Origin of the sequence: Nonomuraea corallina, assembly GCF_027620315.1 — a bacterium.
GTDB classification, from domain to species: domain Bacteria; phylum Actinomycetota; class Actinomycetes; order Streptosporangiales; family Streptosporangiaceae; genus Nonomuraea; species Nonomuraea corallina.
Genome location: NZ_JAPNNL010000183.1, coordinates 1 through 14,556, shown reverse-complemented (window position 1 = coordinate 14,556; position 14,556 = coordinate 1). Strand labels below are relative to the sequence as shown.

The 14,556-nt window shown below is 73.6% G+C and carries 15 protein-coding genes; 14 read left to right on the top strand and 1 reads right to left on the bottom strand.

Features of this window, described 5'->3' with window-relative positions; all coding sequences use genetic code 11:
- Positions 1–1,448 (top strand): AfsR/SARP family transcriptional regulator (locus tag OUY22_RS30980; RefSeq protein ID WP_270158776.1); only part of this gene is annotated, 1,448 nt, incomplete at its 5' end.
- 146 nt (positions 1,449–1,594) lie between these two features.
- Here the strand turns inward: OUY22_RS30980 and OUY22_RS30975 are convergent.
- The gene (locus tag OUY22_RS30975; RefSeq protein WP_270158775.1) at positions 1,595–3,184 is read right to left on the bottom strand and encodes an FAD-dependent oxidoreductase; all 1,590 of its coding nucleotides are present in this window, start codon (positions 3,182–3,184) and stop codon (positions 1,595–1,597) included.
- A 141-nt stretch (positions 3,185–3,325) separates the two neighbouring features.
- Between OUY22_RS30975 and fabG the strand changes: the two genes are divergently transcribed.
- The 13 genes from fabG to OUY22_RS30910 form a co-directional block, all read left to right on the top strand.
- Positions 3,326–4,075: a 3-oxoacyl-ACP reductase FabG gene (fabG, locus tag OUY22_RS30970; protein ID WP_270158774.1), complete on the top strand. Its 750-nt coding sequence runs from the start codon at positions 3,326–3,328 to the stop codon at positions 4,073–4,075.
- 47 nt (positions 4,076–4,122) lie between these two features.
- Positions 4,123–4,413 carry an acyl carrier protein gene (locus OUY22_RS30965; RefSeq protein ID WP_270158773.1) on the top strand — a complete coding sequence of 97 codons (291 nt, stop codon included), beginning with the start codon at positions 4,123–4,125 and terminating at the stop codon, positions 4,411–4,413.
- Positions 4,410–4,898 (top strand): 3-hydroxyacyl-ACP dehydratase FabZ, encoded by a 489-nt coding sequence (gene fabZ / locus OUY22_RS30960; protein WP_270158772.1) that lies wholly within the window; start codon positions 4,410–4,412, stop codon positions 4,896–4,898. The genes OUY22_RS30965 and fabZ overlap by 4 nt, the downstream gene beginning before the upstream one ends.
- Positions 4,899–4,901: 3 nt before the next feature.
- Positions 4,902–5,975, top strand: coding sequence for an aminomethyltransferase family protein (locus tag OUY22_RS30955; protein WP_270158770.1), 1,074 nt, complete (start codon positions 4,902–4,904; stop codon positions 5,973–5,975).
- A gap of 33 nt (positions 5,976–6,008) precedes the next feature.
- The gene (locus OUY22_RS30950; protein ID WP_270158769.1) at positions 6,009–8,321 is read left to right on the top strand and encodes a beta-ketoacyl-[acyl-carrier-protein] synthase family protein; all 2,313 of its coding nucleotides are present in this window, start codon (positions 6,009–6,011) and stop codon (positions 8,319–8,321) included.
- A complete protein-coding gene (locus OUY22_RS30945) occupies positions 8,318–9,046 on the top strand; it encodes a nitroreductase family protein (RefSeq protein ID WP_270158768.1) in 729 nt (242 codons plus the stop codon). The genes OUY22_RS30950 and OUY22_RS30945 overlap by 4 nt, the downstream gene beginning before the upstream one ends.
- Positions 9,043–10,290, top strand: coding sequence for an NAD(P)/FAD-dependent oxidoreductase (locus OUY22_RS30940; protein ID WP_408638227.1), 1,248 nt, complete (start codon positions 9,043–9,045; stop codon positions 10,288–10,290). Before OUY22_RS30945 ends, OUY22_RS30940 begins: the two co-directional genes overlap by 4 nt.
- Positions 10,287–11,156 (top strand): alpha/beta fold hydrolase, encoded by an 870-nt coding sequence (locus OUY22_RS30935; protein ID WP_270158766.1) that lies wholly within the window; start codon positions 10,287–10,289, stop codon positions 11,154–11,156. The genes OUY22_RS30940 and OUY22_RS30935 overlap by 4 nt, the downstream gene beginning before the upstream one ends.
- Before the next feature lie 37 nt (positions 11,157–11,193).
- Positions 11,194–12,117 (top strand): ACP S-malonyltransferase, encoded by a 924-nt coding sequence (locus OUY22_RS30930; RefSeq protein ID WP_270158765.1) that lies wholly within the window; start codon positions 11,194–11,196, stop codon positions 12,115–12,117.
- Positions 12,114–12,560 carry a holo-ACP synthase gene (locus OUY22_RS30925; protein WP_270158763.1) on the top strand — a complete coding sequence of 149 codons (447 nt, stop codon included), beginning with the start codon at positions 12,114–12,116 and terminating at the stop codon, positions 12,558–12,560. Before OUY22_RS30930 ends, OUY22_RS30925 begins: the two co-directional genes overlap by 4 nt.
- Entirely contained in the window at positions 12,553–13,404 is an 852-nt protein-coding gene (locus tag OUY22_RS30920) for a nuclear transport factor 2 family protein (protein WP_270158762.1), read from the top strand. Before OUY22_RS30925 ends, OUY22_RS30920 begins: the two co-directional genes overlap by 8 nt.
- Positions 13,405–13,477: 73 nt before the next feature.
- A complete protein-coding gene (locus tag OUY22_RS30915) occupies positions 13,478–14,263 on the top strand; it encodes an alpha/beta fold hydrolase (RefSeq protein ID WP_270158760.1) in 786 nt (261 codons plus the stop codon).
- A partial coding sequence (locus OUY22_RS30910) for a 4'-phosphopantetheinyl transferase superfamily protein (RefSeq protein ID WP_270158759.1) occupies positions 14,260–14,556 on the top strand: 297 nt, incomplete at its 3' end. The genes OUY22_RS30915 and OUY22_RS30910, both read left to right, overlap by 4 nt.

The window sequence follows — 14,556 nt, the reverse complement described above, 5'->3', positions numbered from 1 at the left end:
GCCTGATGGGCGCGCCGATGTCGGGGCCGGCGCCGGGGCCCGTCTTCGAGTTCCGGGTGCTGGGGCCGCTCAGGGTGTTCAAGGACGGCGCCGAACTGCCGATGGGCGCCAACAGGGAGCTGGCCATCCTGGCCTGCCTGCTCCTCAACGCCAACCGGGTGATCAGCGTCGAGCGGCTGGTCGAGGCGGTGTGGGCGGGCTCGGCCCCGCGCAGCGCCTGGCGCCAGGTCGCGATCTGCGTGTCCCGGCTGCGCCGCAGGCTCGGCGCCGGCCTGATCGAGACGTCCAGCCCCGGTTACCTGCTGCGGGCGGCCGACGACAGCATCGACTGGCTCAGGTTCACCTCCATGGTGGCGCGGGCCAGGGACCTGGCCGCGAGCGACCGGGAGCGGGCCGTGCTCCTGCTGCGCGAAGCGCTCGCGCTGTGGAGCGGCAGCCCGTTCGAGCATTTCAGCGGGCTGCGGTACGACGTCGCGCGCATGGCCGAGTGGCGGCTGGAGGCGCTGGAGACCTGCCTGGAGCTGGAGATCGAGCTGGGCAGGCACCATCAGGTGATCCCCGAGCTGCTGGCCCTGGTCGCCGAGTCCCCGTTCCGTGAGCGGGTGCGCGCCCAGCTCATGCTGGCCCAGTACCGCGCGGGCCGTCGCGCCGAAGCGCTGCGCACGTACCAGGAGACGCGGCGGTTCCTGCTGGAGCAGATCGGCCTGGAGCCGGGACCGGCGCTGCGGCGGCTGCACGAGCAGATCCTGCGCGACGAGACCGCGCTGATGCCGCGCCCGCCCGCGCCCGCCCCGGTCGTGCCCTGCCAGCTTCCGCCGCAGGTGCTGCCGTTCGTGGGACGGGCGGGGGAGCTGGCCTTCCTGGACGCGGCGCTGCGCCCCGACCCGGAGGTGGCCGTCGCCGGGACGATGGTGGTCAGCGGGCCGCTGGGCGTCGGCAAGACCACGCTGGTGCTGCGCTGGGCGCACGCGCGGATCGACTGGTTCCCCGACGGCCAGCTCTTCGCGGACCTGGCGGGGATCGAGATCGGCGCCGTGCTGGACCGCTTCCTGCGGGCGCTCGGCGAACATGACATCCCCGCGGACCGGGCCGAGAAGCTGGCCCTGTACCGCAGCCGGACCGCCCGCCGCCGGATGCTCGTGGTGCTGGACAACGCCCGCGACGGCGACGAGGTGGCGTCGCTGCTGCCCGGCGGCGCGGGCTGCCGGGTGGTGGTGACCAGCGCCGACCCGCTGGACGAGCTGGTCGCCAGGCAGGGGGCGCACCGCGAGTTCCTGGCGCCGCTGGCCGAGGACGCGGCGCGCGAGCTGGCGGACCTGCTCGTCGGCGCGGCCGGCGCGACGCTGGGCCCGGAGGCGGTGTCCGACCTGGTCGCCACCTCCTGCGGCAACCCGCTCTCGCTCCGCCTCGGCGCGGCCCGGCTCCGCACCCGCATGGCCCGCGTCTGACGCGCGGCCTCGCGTCCCGTACCGCTGGTACGGCTCGTGTCCGACGGCTCGTGTCCGACGGCTCGTGTCCGACGGCTCGTGTCCGACTACGGCTCGTGCGACGACTCGTGTCCGACGGCTCGTTTTCGGCGCGGCCCTGTGACGCCTCAGCCGAGGGCGAGGATGTCGGCCAGAGCCCTGGTCAGGGACTCTCCTCGGGCGCCGGGCCCGCCGGTGGTCCGCCAGCCGACGTGGCCGTCCGGGCGGATCAGGACGGCGCCCGCCTCGCCCACGCCGTACTCCGCCGCCCAGGTCGCGGAGCCGTACGGGCCGGTCGGCGAGATCTCGGCCACCGCCAGGTCGGCCACCCGGCAGGCGGCGCGGGCCCACGCGCGGGACGCCGTCATCAGGGTGAAGCGGGGGCCGAGCAGGTCCAGGGTCGACACGGGACCGCCGTCCCCGGTGAGCCACACGTGCGGGGCGCGGTGTCCGGGCCGGGCCGTGGGGACGTAGGTGCGGTAGGGGTCGTCGGGCTGGGGGGCGGCGGTGCCGTCCGGGACCACCGCGGCGGACTCGTACGCGAGGCCGAGCACCAGCCCTTCGCAGCTGCGCCGGCCCGCCTGCTGGTCGACGGCCTCCTCCATGGACAGCCGGCCCTCCATCATGCGGAAGGTGATCAGGGCGTTGGTCAGGCTCTCGTCCACGGTCCGCACGGCGACCGGGCGCCGCTCGGTCGTGTAGGTGTCCAGCAGCGCCGGCCCGGCGACGCCGCGCAGCACGGCGGCCAGCTTCCAGGCCAGGTTGTGGGCGTCCTGGATGCCGCAGTTCATACCGAATCCGCCCTGTGGCGTCGCCACGTGCGCGGCGTCGCCGGCCAGGAAGACCCGGCTGGACCGGAAGGCGTCGGCGACCCTGGCCTGTTGCAGCCAGGGCATGACGCCCAGGATGGTGACCGGCAGGCCGGGCACCCCGACGGCGGCGCGCACCGCGGCCAGGCACACGTCCTCGGTGAAGTCGGCCGGGCTTCCGCCCTCCTCCGGCTCGTACCCGGTCTGCACCATCCAGCGCCGTTCGTGATCGACCGCCTCCAGCGCGCACGGCGGGTCGCGCAGGAAGGACAGCGCGGCCCGCCGCTCGCGGGGGAGGAAGCCCAGGTCGGCCTCGAACATGATGCTGATCATGTGGCCGAGCACCGGCGGGCCCTCGGTCTTGATGCCGAGCGAGTGGCGCACGCCGCCGCGGCTGCCGTCGGCGGCGACCACGTACCGGCAGCGCACCCGGGTCTCGCCGGCCGGCCCGGACACGACGGCCTCGACGCCGCCGGGGACCTCGCGCATCGACGTCATGGCGGTGCCGAACCTGACGTCCGCCCCGGGCCCCGACTCGGCGCCCCGGCGCAGGATGACCTCCAGCAGGTCCTGGGAGCACAGGAAGGTGTAGGTGGGGCTGTGCGGGGCGTCGCGCCGCAGCGCCGCCGCCGACCGGACGAAGTCGTCCGCGGTGAGCGAGCTGCCGACGCCCACCGCGAGGAACTCCTCGCGCGGCATTCCCACGCTCTCCACCTCGTCCTGGATGTCCCAGGACCGGAAGATCTCCATGGTCCGGGTGGTGATGAGCCGGGCCTTGGGGAAAATCGACGTCCCCGTGTGCTTTTCGACCAGCAGGGTTTCGACCCCGTGACGGGAAAGCTCGATCGCCGCGCTCAATCCGACCGGCCCGCCCCCGATCACCAATACGTCCACCTCAAGCTGGTTCATTGCGCCAGCATCGAATATATCGATTATCTCAGTCAATGCATGGATATCCGCATGATACAGGCGTGATATCCGCCTTTAGTAGCTTAAGTGAGGAAGATCAATGCAAGTCATTCCGCGATTCCCGAATTGCTGGAGACGCCGATGCTGTTCACCCAAGGGTCCGTGGCCCTGGTCACCGGGGGGTCACGCGGGATCGGCCGGGCCGTCGCGCTCGACCTGGCCAGGGAGGGCGCGCACGTCATCGTCAACTACGCCAGGTCGGAGCGGGACGCCAAGGAGGTCGTCGCCCTGATCCAGGAGGAGGGCGGCAGCGCGACGAGCGTGCAGGCGGACGTCACGGACGAGGAGGCGGTCCGTCACGTTTTCCGGCAGATCCGGGCCGAGCACGGCCGGCTCGACGTGCTGGTGACCAGCGCCGGCATCACCCAGGACCGCTACCTCATCACGATGAGCCTGGACCAGTTCCGCGGCCCGCTGGACACCAACCTCATCGGGACCTTCCTGACCTGCCGGGAGGCGCTGAAGCTGATGCGGCACCGGCGCAGCGGGTCGATCGTGACCCTGTCCTCCTCCAGCGGCCTGGACGGCGGCTTCCCCGGCCAGACGAACTACGTGGCGTCCAAGGGCGCGATCATCGCCTTCACGCACGCGCTGTCCAACGAGGCCGCCCCGCACGGCGTCCGGGCCAACGTGGTCGCCCCCGGATTCGTCACCACCGACATGACCCGCAAGGTCCCCACCCCCATCCGGAAGCAGTACGAGTCACGCATCCGCCTCGGCCGGATGGGGCGGCCCGAGGAGATCGCCTCCATCGTCAGCTTCCTCGCCTCCGAAAAGGCGTCGTACATGTCCGGCTCGGTGGTGGTCGCCCACGGCGGCGGCCTCGGGTGAGCCGTCCCACCCCCCGACCCCGCAAGCTCCGAGGCATAGGAGAACACATGACCGTCGACGAACTGCGCGCGAAAGCCGCCGAACGCCGGCAGACCTGCGACCAGATCAAGAAGATGATCGTCTCCCGGCTCGACCTGGAGATCGAGCCCGGCTGGATCACCGACGACCAGCCGCTGTTCGGCCGGGGCCTGGAGCTGGACAGCCTCGACGTGCTCGAACTGTACGTCGCCATCGAGGCGGAGTTCGGGGTCGCGCTCTACGACAGCGAGATGGCCGTCTTCGGCTCGGTGTCGCGCCTCGCGGACGAGGTCGACCCCGCGCTCCGGGCCGGCCGATGACGGTCGCGCAGGCGGACACCGCCGCCCCGCCGGTGGTGTCCGGGCTGACCCACGACCAGATCCGCGCGGTGCTGCCGCACCGCTGGCCGATGCTGCTGCTCGACAAGGTCGGCAAGGTGGAGCCGGGCGTCAAGGGCACGGCCACCAAGAACGTCGCCGGGACCGAGCTGTGGTTCCAGGGCCACTTCCCGGCCGAGTCGGTGCTGCCGGGCGTCGTGATCGTCGAGGCGCTGGCGCAGCTCTCCGGCGTGGTCTTCGCCCTGGCCGGGGCCAGCGAGATCAGCTACCTGGCGGGCGTCCGCTCGATGCGCTTCCGGCGTCCGGTCCTCCCCGGGGACCAGCTCGCGCTGACCGCCGAGCGGACCGGGGGCGGCGGCGGGTTCGCGGAGTTCCGCGTGTCGGCCCGGGTGGCCGGCCAGGTGGCCGCCGAAGGAATTCTCACGATCGCCGATCCGGCGGCGCAACGTACTGGGCGAAAGGTGTGAACCATGGTCAACGTCCTCGCGGCCACGCATCCTGAGGGCACCGTTCACGGCGAGGTCGGCGACACGACCGTGCCGCTGCGCTTCTCGGATTCCCCCGAGGCGCTGTCGGAGGAGTACAAGGCGCTCCGGGAGCGCGCCGCGGCGCTCGATCTCGGCGGCCACGGGCTCATCGAGATCACCGGCCCCGACGCGATCGCGTTCGCGCAGCGGGTGCTCGCCCGCGACGTGGAGTACCTCACCTCCGACCGCTGCATGATGAGCCTCGTCCTGGACGCCGGCGGGTCGATCGTGGACCAGGTGATCGCCTTCGGCCGGGAGGACGGGATCCTCCTGGAGAGCTCCTGCGGCGCCGGGACACGGCTGCTGGAGCATCTGCGCGCGGAGAACGACGAGGGCGTCGAGATCACCGACCGCGCCGACCTGACGCTCATCGGGCTGGAAGGACCCTACGCCTGGGGCGTCGTCGGCCGGCTGATCGACGGGGAGCTGGCCTCGCTGCCGTTCGAGTCCGTGGCCGAGGCGGTCTGGGACGGCGTGGACATCGTCTTCGCCAGGACGGGCTTCACCGGCGAGTACGGCTACCAGATGATCGTGCCCCGGCAGGAGGCGGCCCGCCTGTGGGAGCTGTGCCTGGAACACGCCCGCCCGTCCGGCCAGGAGGCCCTCGAACTGGCGATGCTGGAGGTCCGCCAGCCGATGCCGCGCCACGAGGCGTCCCCGGGCGCCTCGGTGATCGAGATCGGCGCCAACTGGCTGGTCGACATCACCAAGGAGACCTTCGTGGGGCGCGAGGCCGTGCTGGAGGCGTTCGAGTCGGGAACCGGGCGGGCCACCATCGGCTTCACCTGCGTGACCGGCGTGCCCACCCCCGGCACCCGGCTCATGGCCGGTGAGCAGGTCATCGGCGAAGTGGTGCACGCGGTGCACAGCGTCGGCCTCGGCGCGACGCTCGGCCTGGCCCGCGTGGACCGCGACCTGGCCGCGGCCGGCCTCGACCTGTCGGTGGGCGGCGTCGGGGCGACCACGCTGACCAGCCCCTACATCGTGCCCAAGAGCTGGAGCGTGCCGATCATCTGATCGGCCGGACCGCTTCTCGCAAAGGAGACAAGCATGGCGCTGCGGCCCGTCGTCGTCACCGGTCTGGGCATCATCTGCGCGATCGGCCGCGACCCCGCGGAGTTCTGGCTGCGGCTCAGCACCGGCAGCGGCGGCCTCACCGAGCTGCGGGACGAGGCGTACGCGGTCTTCGAGGCCAGGCACGCCGGCCGGGTGCCCGACGCCTGGATCAGCGAGCAGACGCCCTCCGCCGACGCGGACCTCGACCGTACCGCCAGGCTGGCGCTGGTCGCCGCACGCCAGGCGATCAGGCAGGCGGGCGGGGTCACCGCGAGCCCTGCGCGGTTCGGGGTCATCCTCGGCAAGTGCCAGGCGACGCCCGGACCGGCGGGCCGCTACCAGCCCATGCACCGCACCGGCGACGTGGTGGCCGAGCGGCTGGGGCTGGGCGGGCCGCGCATCCTGGTCTCCACCGCGTGCGCCGCCGGCGGGAACGCGGTCGGGCTCGCCAAGGACAAGATCCTCACCGGCGAGGCGGACGCCGTCCTGGCCGGAGGGGTGGACCCGCTGCTGTTCGGCACCTACGCCGGATTCGCCGGGCTGCAGGCGCTCAGCACCGGGCCGTGCCGTCCCTACAGCCACTCCGACGGGCTCAACCTCGGCGAAGGGGCCGCCTTCCTGCTGTTGGAGCCGCTGGACCTGGCCCTGGCGCGGGGGGCCACGCCGCTGGCCGAGGTCGCGGGCTACGGCCTGTCGGCCGACGCCTATCACGCGACGGCGCCCGACCCCACGGGCAGGGGAGGGGCCGCCGCCATGCGCCGCGCGCTCACCGACGCCGGGCTCTCACCGGACGACGTGCACTATGTCAGCGGCCACGGCACCGGCACCCCGGCCAACGACGCCATGGAGGCCAAGGTCATGCGGCTGGTGTTCGGCGAACGCGCCGGACAGGTGCCCACCAGCAGCATCAAGTCGTTCCTCGGCCACACGCTCGGGGCGGCGGGCGCGGTCGAGGCGGTGGCCGCGGTGCTGGCGCTGCGGCACGGCATGGCGCCGCCCACGATCGGCTTCGACCCCGGCGCCGACACCGGCTCCGGCACCGGCTCCGGCACCGGCTCCGGCTCCGGCTCCGACACGGGCTCCGGCGGGGCTCCGGGTCTGGACTTCGTGCCGAACGTGGCCCGGCCCATGGCCATGGAGACCGTCGTGTCCAACAACTACGCCTTCGGCGGCAACAACGTGTCCCTCGTGCTGACGCGCCCGGGTGGGCCTCGCGCGTACGAGGATCTGCCGCCGCGAGAGGCGGTGATCACCGGGCTGGGACCCGTCACCGGCGCGGGCACGGGCATCGCCGAGGTGAGCGCCGCCATCACGGCCGGGCGGCGGGGAGCGGGCCGCACGCCGTCGCTGGACGGGCGGACGTACGCGCCGCGCTCGCTGTGGCGGCACATGAACCAGCTCTCCAGGATGGCCATCGCGGCCTCCCGCCTGGCCTGGGAGGACGCCGGGCTGAAGCTGCCCAGGAAAGCGCTGGACGACGTCGGGCTGATCTTCGCGACCGGCGCCGGGTCGGCCGAGAGCACCGGCGGCTTCGACGAGAGCATCGCCCTCAACCCCAGCAAGCCCGCCGTGCTCAGCTTCTCCAACGTGGTGCTGAACGCCACCGGCGGAGCCGTCTGCCAGACCCTGGGCCTCCGGGGGCCGACCACCACGATCTGCAACGGCGGGGCGTCGGCCTCGATCGCGCTCGACTGCGCCCTTGAGGTGATCCGGACGGGCAAGGCGGAGGTGGTCCTGGTGGTCGCAGCCGACGAACGCCCCGGCGAGAGCCCCGGCGATCTGCCCGTCTCGTACGTGCCGGGGTCGGCGGCGGTGGCTTTCGTGGTCGAGTCGGCCGACCACTGCGCCGGGCGCGGTGGCGGTGCGTACGCGCGGGTGCTCGGCACGTCCCACGCCGCCCACCACGTCACCGGAGACGCCGGGACGGTGGCCCGGAGTCTGGCCGGGTTGCCGGAGGCGGCCGCCGGTGTGGTGGCCGGTGTGGTGGTCTGCGCGGCCGACGGTCTCCCGGAGGACCGGGAGGAGGCGGCGGCGGTCCTGGAGACGCTGGCGGGTGGGACGCTCACCTCGTCCGCCGCCCTGATGGGCGACTGCCAGGCGGCCACCGGGGCCATGAACATCGCCCTCGGCGCGCTGGCCGTCCGTGACGGGATCGTTCCCACGCTCACCGGGCCCGCGAGGCCGGGCGCCGGCCGCGGCCCCGGGGATGAGCCCGCCCCGTCCGCGACGGGACCGGTGGAGCGGGCGGTCGCGCTCACCGCCGCTCCTGGCTCGGTGGCCGGCGCCGTCCTGCTGGGGGCGGTATGAACGTGCCGCCCTTCGACGTGGCCGAGACCGACCGGTTGCTGACGACCACGCGTTCCGTGCGCCGCCGGCTCGACCTGGACCGGCCGGTGCCGCCCGAGGTCGTACGGGAGGCGCTGGAGGTCGCCGTCCAGGCGCCCACGGCCAACAACCACCAGAACTGGCGCTGGCTGGTGATCACCGATCCGGCGGTGAAGGCGAAGCTGGCCGAGATGATCCGCTCGTCCTGGACGTTCCACCGCAACGACATCTGGACCAACGCGGGCCGCCGCCGCAACGACGCCGCGGCCAGACGCACCTACGCCTCGGCGCTGGCGCTCACCGAGACGCTCGAGTCGGTTCCGGTGCTGGTCATCCCGTGCGTGCTGGGCCGCCCGCCGGACATCGCGGCGATCAACGAGGCGTGGCGGGTGCGGATGGCGGACAAGGTCCCGGAGGACCCCGGTCACCTGGTGCGGCACGGCGAGACCAGGGCCAGCATCTTCTACGGCTCGATCTTCCCGGCCATCTGGTCGTTCCAGCTCGCCCTGCGCAGCCGCGGCCTCGGCAGCACCATCACCTGCCTGCACGTCCCGCACGAGCGGGAGGTCGGGCGGCTGCTCGGCATCCCGTCGGGGGTCACGCAGGTGTGCATGATCCCGGTCGCCTACACCGTGGGAACCGACTTTCGCCCGGCCGACCGCTACAGCGCGGAGGAACGCACCTACTGGGAGAGGTGGGGGAGTTGACACACGCGTCCGAGGACCCCGACGTCGTCATCGTCGGAGGCGGCATCGCGGGCGCCTCCGCGGCCTGCAAGCTGGTCGCGGGCGGCCTGTCCGTGGTGCTGCTGGAGAAGCAGGAGACCTACCGGGACCTGGTACGGGGCGAATGGCTGGCGCCGTGGGGCATCAGGGAGGCCCGCCGGCTCGGCGTCGAGGACTGCTTCTGGGCGGGCGGCGGCTGGGAGATCCGCGAATGGATGACGTGGGACGAGGCCGTCGCCGACGACGAGGTCGAGGCCGTGAACATGACTGGTTTCATCCCCGGTTTCGGCGGCCCGATGTCCTTCCCGCACCACACCGTGTGCGCGCTGATGACGGAGCAGGCCGTGGCCGGCGGCGCCCGCCTGGAGATGGCGGCCTCGAAGATCTCGGTGACGCCCGGTCCCCGCCCGGTCGTCGCCTTCGGCACCCCTCGCGGCCCGCGCGAGCTGCGCCCCCGGATCGTGCTCGGCGCGACCGGCCGGGGCTGCACGGTCGGCCGGCAGGTGGGGATCACGATGCGCAACTCCATGCACCACTGGGGCGGCGGCATGATGGTCGAGGGCATGACCGGCTGGCCGCCCGACGTGCAGGCCATGGGCACCGAGGGTGACGTCATGTTCATGGTGTTCCCGCAGGGTGACGGCCGGGCCCGCCTCTATCTCAACTTTCCCACCGTGAACAAGCACCGCTACCGGGGTCCCGGCGGCGTGGCCCGGTTCCTGGCCGCGTACGAGCTGACGTGCCTGCCCGACCGGGGCAAGGCGGTGACCGAGGCGATTCCCGCCGGGCCGCTGTCGGTGTGGCCGTCGGTGTCCAGCGTCCCCGAGGGGCCGCCGCTGACCGAGGGCGTGGTGCTGATCGGCGACGAGGCCGGCAACGCGGACACCGTGCTCGGCACCGGGCTGTCGTGCGCGCTGCGGGACTCCAGGACCGTCTGCGACATCCTGCTCGCCTCCGCCGACTGGTCGCCGGCGGCGTTCGCGCCGTACGTCGAGGAGCGGGAGTTCCGGCTGGAGCGGCTGGACTTCGGCGCCTCCATCATCAGCAGGCTGCACGTCGAGTTCGGCCCGGCGGCCGTCGAACGCAGACGCCGCGTGCGCAGGCTGATGGCCAGGAACTTCGCCGCGCAGGTCACGGGACTGCTCAACATGGTCGCCCCCGAAGAGGTGCCCGAGTTCGGCTTCAGCGAGTTCTTCGCTGAGCGGTTGTTCAGGGAGACGGCATGATGGAGAAGAAGACGGTCCACGTCAACGGCGTCGACCTCGCCTACGTCGACGAGGGCGAGGGCGCCCCTGTCGTGCTGCTGCACGGCTTCCCCGATTCCTCCTACCTGTGGCGCAACCAGATCCCCGCGCTGGCCGAGGGCGGTTTCCGGGTCATCGCGCCCGATCTGCGGGGCTTCGGCGACTCCGGCAAGCCGCAGGAGGTCGAGGCGTACGGGATGCAGACGATCGTCAACGACGTCGTGGCGCTGACGATGAGCCTCGGGATCAAGCGGCCCCACCTCGTCGGTCACGACTGGGGGGCGGCCATCGCCTGGATGTACGCCTTCCTCATGCCACGCAGGCTCGACCATCTGGTGGTCCTGTCGGTCGGGCACCCCGGCGTCTTCGCCGCGCCGTCGATCGAGCAGCGGGCGGCCTCGTGGTACATGCTCTTCTACCAGTTCCCCGGCGTGAGCGAGGAACTGCTGCGCCGCAACGGCTGGCGGCTGTTCCGCGAGATCATGGGCCGTGACGGCGACCACGACCGCTACCTGCGCGACCTGGCCAGGCCGGGCGCGCTGACCGCCGGGCTCAACTGGTACCGGGCCAACCGTTCGCCCGCCTCCGAGCTGGAGACCGGCCGCCGCTTCCCGCCGGTGCTCGCGCCGACCCTGGGCATCTGGGGTGCGGGCGACAAGGCCCTGCTGGAGGAGGGCATGGCCGGGTCCGGCAAGTTCGTCAAGGGGCCGTGGCGCTACGAGCGGATCGAGGACGCCGGTCACTGGCTTCCCCTCGACGCCCCCGACCAGGTCAGCAAGCTGCTGCTCGGCTTCCTCGGCACCGAGCGTCCCGCCCATGAGGAACGCCGGCCGCGACGCCGCCTGTGAGCGGACCCCCACCGCTGATGCGAAAGGGATTCATGTCATGTTGGGCTATCTCTTCCCCGGCCAGGGCACCGTACGGGTCGGCATGGGCGCCTGGCTGCGCCGCAGGCCGGTGGCGCGCGACCGCCTGGACGAGATCGACGCGATGCTGTCGCGGCCGATCTCCCCGCTGTGCGCGAGGGGCCCGCTCGACCGGCTGGTGTCCACCGAGCACGCCCAGGTGGCGGTGACCGCCTGCAACCTCGCGGCCCTGGCCGTGCTGACGGAAGAGGGGTACGAGCCCGCGATCGTGGCCGGGCACAGCGTGGGCGAGCTGACCGCGCTGCACGCGGCGGGCGTGCTGACCCTGGCCGCGACCGTCCGGCTGGTGGAGACCCGCTCCCGCCTGATGGCCGCGGCGGGACGCGGCGAGGGACAGGCCGTCCGGGGCGGCATGCGGGCGGTGATGGGGCTGCCCGTCGAGCGGGTCGAGGAACTGGCCGAGGCGGCGGCCGCGCCCGGTGAGCCCGCCGTGGTCGCGCTGGAGAACGCGCCGGGCCACGTGGTCGTGTCCGGCGCCCTCCCGGCCCTGGACCGGCTGGAGCGGCTCGCCGCCGACGCCACCAAGATCGTGCCGCTCAAGGTCGGGGACGCCTACCATTCGCCCCTCATGGCCGCCGCCGTCCCCGCCTGGGCCGCGGCGGTGGCGGTGGCGGAGATGCGCGAGCCCCGCGTCCCCGTCGTGCCGAACGTCAGCGGCGAGCCCACCACCGACCCCGGCACGCTGCGCCGGGCGCTGGTCGCCCAGCTCACCGGCAGGGTGCGGTGGACCCGTACGGTGGGCGCGGTCGACGCGGTCGCGCCCGGTGTCGAAGTGGGGGACAGCAAGGTCCTGGCCGGGCTGTCGCGCCGGGCGGGGGCCCGCTGCCTGAGCCTGGCCGACCCCGCCACCCTGCGCCGCCTGGCCAGGGAGGTGGCCGCGTGAGGCGATGGGGCGGCGCGGTCGTCGGTCACGGCGGGTTCAGCCGGCCGGGCGAACTGCTCGGCGGCATGCGGCTGGAGGACGTCTACACGCCGGCCGAACGCGTGCGGTCGGCGGGCCGCACGCTGGAGCACTGGGCCGGGCGGCTGGCGGGCAAGCGGGCGGTGGTGCGGCTGCTCGGCCTGCCGCCCGTCGCCCATCATCTCGGCCAGGTCGAGATCCTGCCGCTGCCCGCCCCGGACTGCCGGGCCGGGGCCGCCTGCCTGGACGGCCATCCGCCCGCCGTCCGGCTGACCGGTGATCTGGCGCGCCGGGCCTGGCCGCACCGCATCCGCGTCTCCATCAGCCACACCGCCACCCACGCCCTGGCCGTCGCGCTCTCCTCCGACCCCCTTCTGGAGGACACCCTGGCCGTGGACGGCGGGCGGGGGGCGGGCCGTGGCTGAGACGGAGCCGCGCGCGGTCGTGGACGCGCATCTGGCGGCCTGGGAGTCGGGCGATCCGGCGGCGGTGGCGGCGTCCGCCGCCTCCTACGCCGACCCCGATTCGGGCGGGGTGCTGACCGGGGACGCGCTGACCGCACACGCGGCCCGGATGCTCGCCTGCTTCCCCGGCCCGCGTTTCCAGGTCGACAGGGTGACCGCCGACGCCGGAGCGGCCACCGTCTCCTGGACGCTCCGGGCCGGACACCGCGCCGCCTACCTGGGCCTGCCCGCGACGAACGGCGCCGTCACCGTGTCCGGCGCCGACCTCGTGACCCTCGACCAGGACGGCGCGCACGTCCGCAGGACCTACGACCGGCTGGCGCTCGCCGAGTCGCTCGGCTACGCGGCCCGGTTCGTGCCCGCCGCCGACGACACCCGGGAGTACGGGCTGAGCGCCAGGGTCCCCATGGACCGCACCGACCGTCCCGGCGCGCTGGTGCTCACCTGGCTGCAGATCCGCGACGACGCCGAGGCCGCCGACGTGGACCTGCTCAGCGTCGAGATCGTCAAGTCGCTGCGGGCCACGCGCGGCTTCCTCGGCGCGACGACGTTCGACGCCGGCGACCGCAAGTTCACGCTGAGCGCCTTCGACCGGCCCGAGTCGCTCCGGGCCGTGCACGCCCGTCCCCACCAGCGGGCCATGCGCCGCTTCTTCAGAAGCGGCCTGTGCGCCCGCGTCCACACCAGCGTCTGGTACGCCGCCTCCGCCCGCGACTACGCCCGCTGCCCCGGCTGCGCCGCGGTCGTCGCGGACGGCGCGGCGTGCGCCTGCGGCTGGACCCCGGAGCAAGCCGCCACCCTGTGACCCCGACTCGCGTGACCCCGACCCGTGCGACCCGACCCCGTGTGACGTGACGACGCAAGTGACTGGAGCATCGATGACGGACTTCACCGCCGAGTACCGGCTCGGCGACGGCGCCGGGCCCGCCGTGGTGTTCATGTCCGCGCTGTTCGCGGGCGGCTGGATCTGGGACCACCCGTACGCCCGGCTGGAACGGCGCGGCCGGTCCGTGCTGCGGACCAACGAGGCGATCTGCGCGCTCGACCGCCGGACCGCCGGCTCGATCGAGCGGCTCGGCGACGCGCTGCTCGACGCCTGCGACGAGGCGGGGGCCGGGGAGATCATCCTGTGCGCCAACTCCCTCGGCGGCCTGGTCGCCATCGACCTGGCGGGCCGCCGGCCCGACCGGGTGCTCGGCATCGTGGTCAGCGGCGCCCCCGGCCTCACCGCCGACCCCGACGTCGGGCTCAGCTTCGACCGGCGGGGCAGCGTACGCCCGTTCGGCGACGAGTTCGGCGAGCGCATGGTGGCCGCGCTGTTCCACGGCGGGCGCAGCCTGTTCTCCGACGAGCGCCTCGCCGAGGTCGGCGACATGCTCCGCCGGCCCGAGTCGATGGTGAGCATGGCCCGCAGTCTCAAGGCCACCCGCCGGTACCAGGTGGAGGCCGCGCTGGACCGGGTCGCCTGCCCGGCCCTGTACGTGTGGGGCAGGCACGACCGGATGACGCCTCCGGAACCCTGGCTGGAGGTGCTGCCCGCCTACCCGGACGCCGAGGTGCTGCTCGTGGAGGACAGCGGCCACATCCCGATGGTCGAGCGCGCCGAGGAGTACACCGCCGCGCTGGAGCTCTTTGTGGCCCGCTGCTCGGGGGTGCCGGCGTGACCGCCGCCGTGCTGGTGGGCGTGGACATCGTCGAGGAGGACCGGATCGTCCGGGCGGCGCGCCGGGGCGGTGAGGTGTTCGCCCGCCGGGTGACCACGCCCGCCGAGCGCGGGCGGGAGCCGGGACCGGCGGCGTTCTCCGTCAAGGAGAGTCTGATCAAGGCCGTGGGCAGCCGCCCGCCGGGGTTCAGCTGGCACGACTTCGAGGCCGAATCCCGGCCGCTGTCGGGCTGGAGCGCCGACCTGCTGGAGGAGGCCGCCGGGGAGCTGGCCGCCTCGACCGGGCTGCCGCTG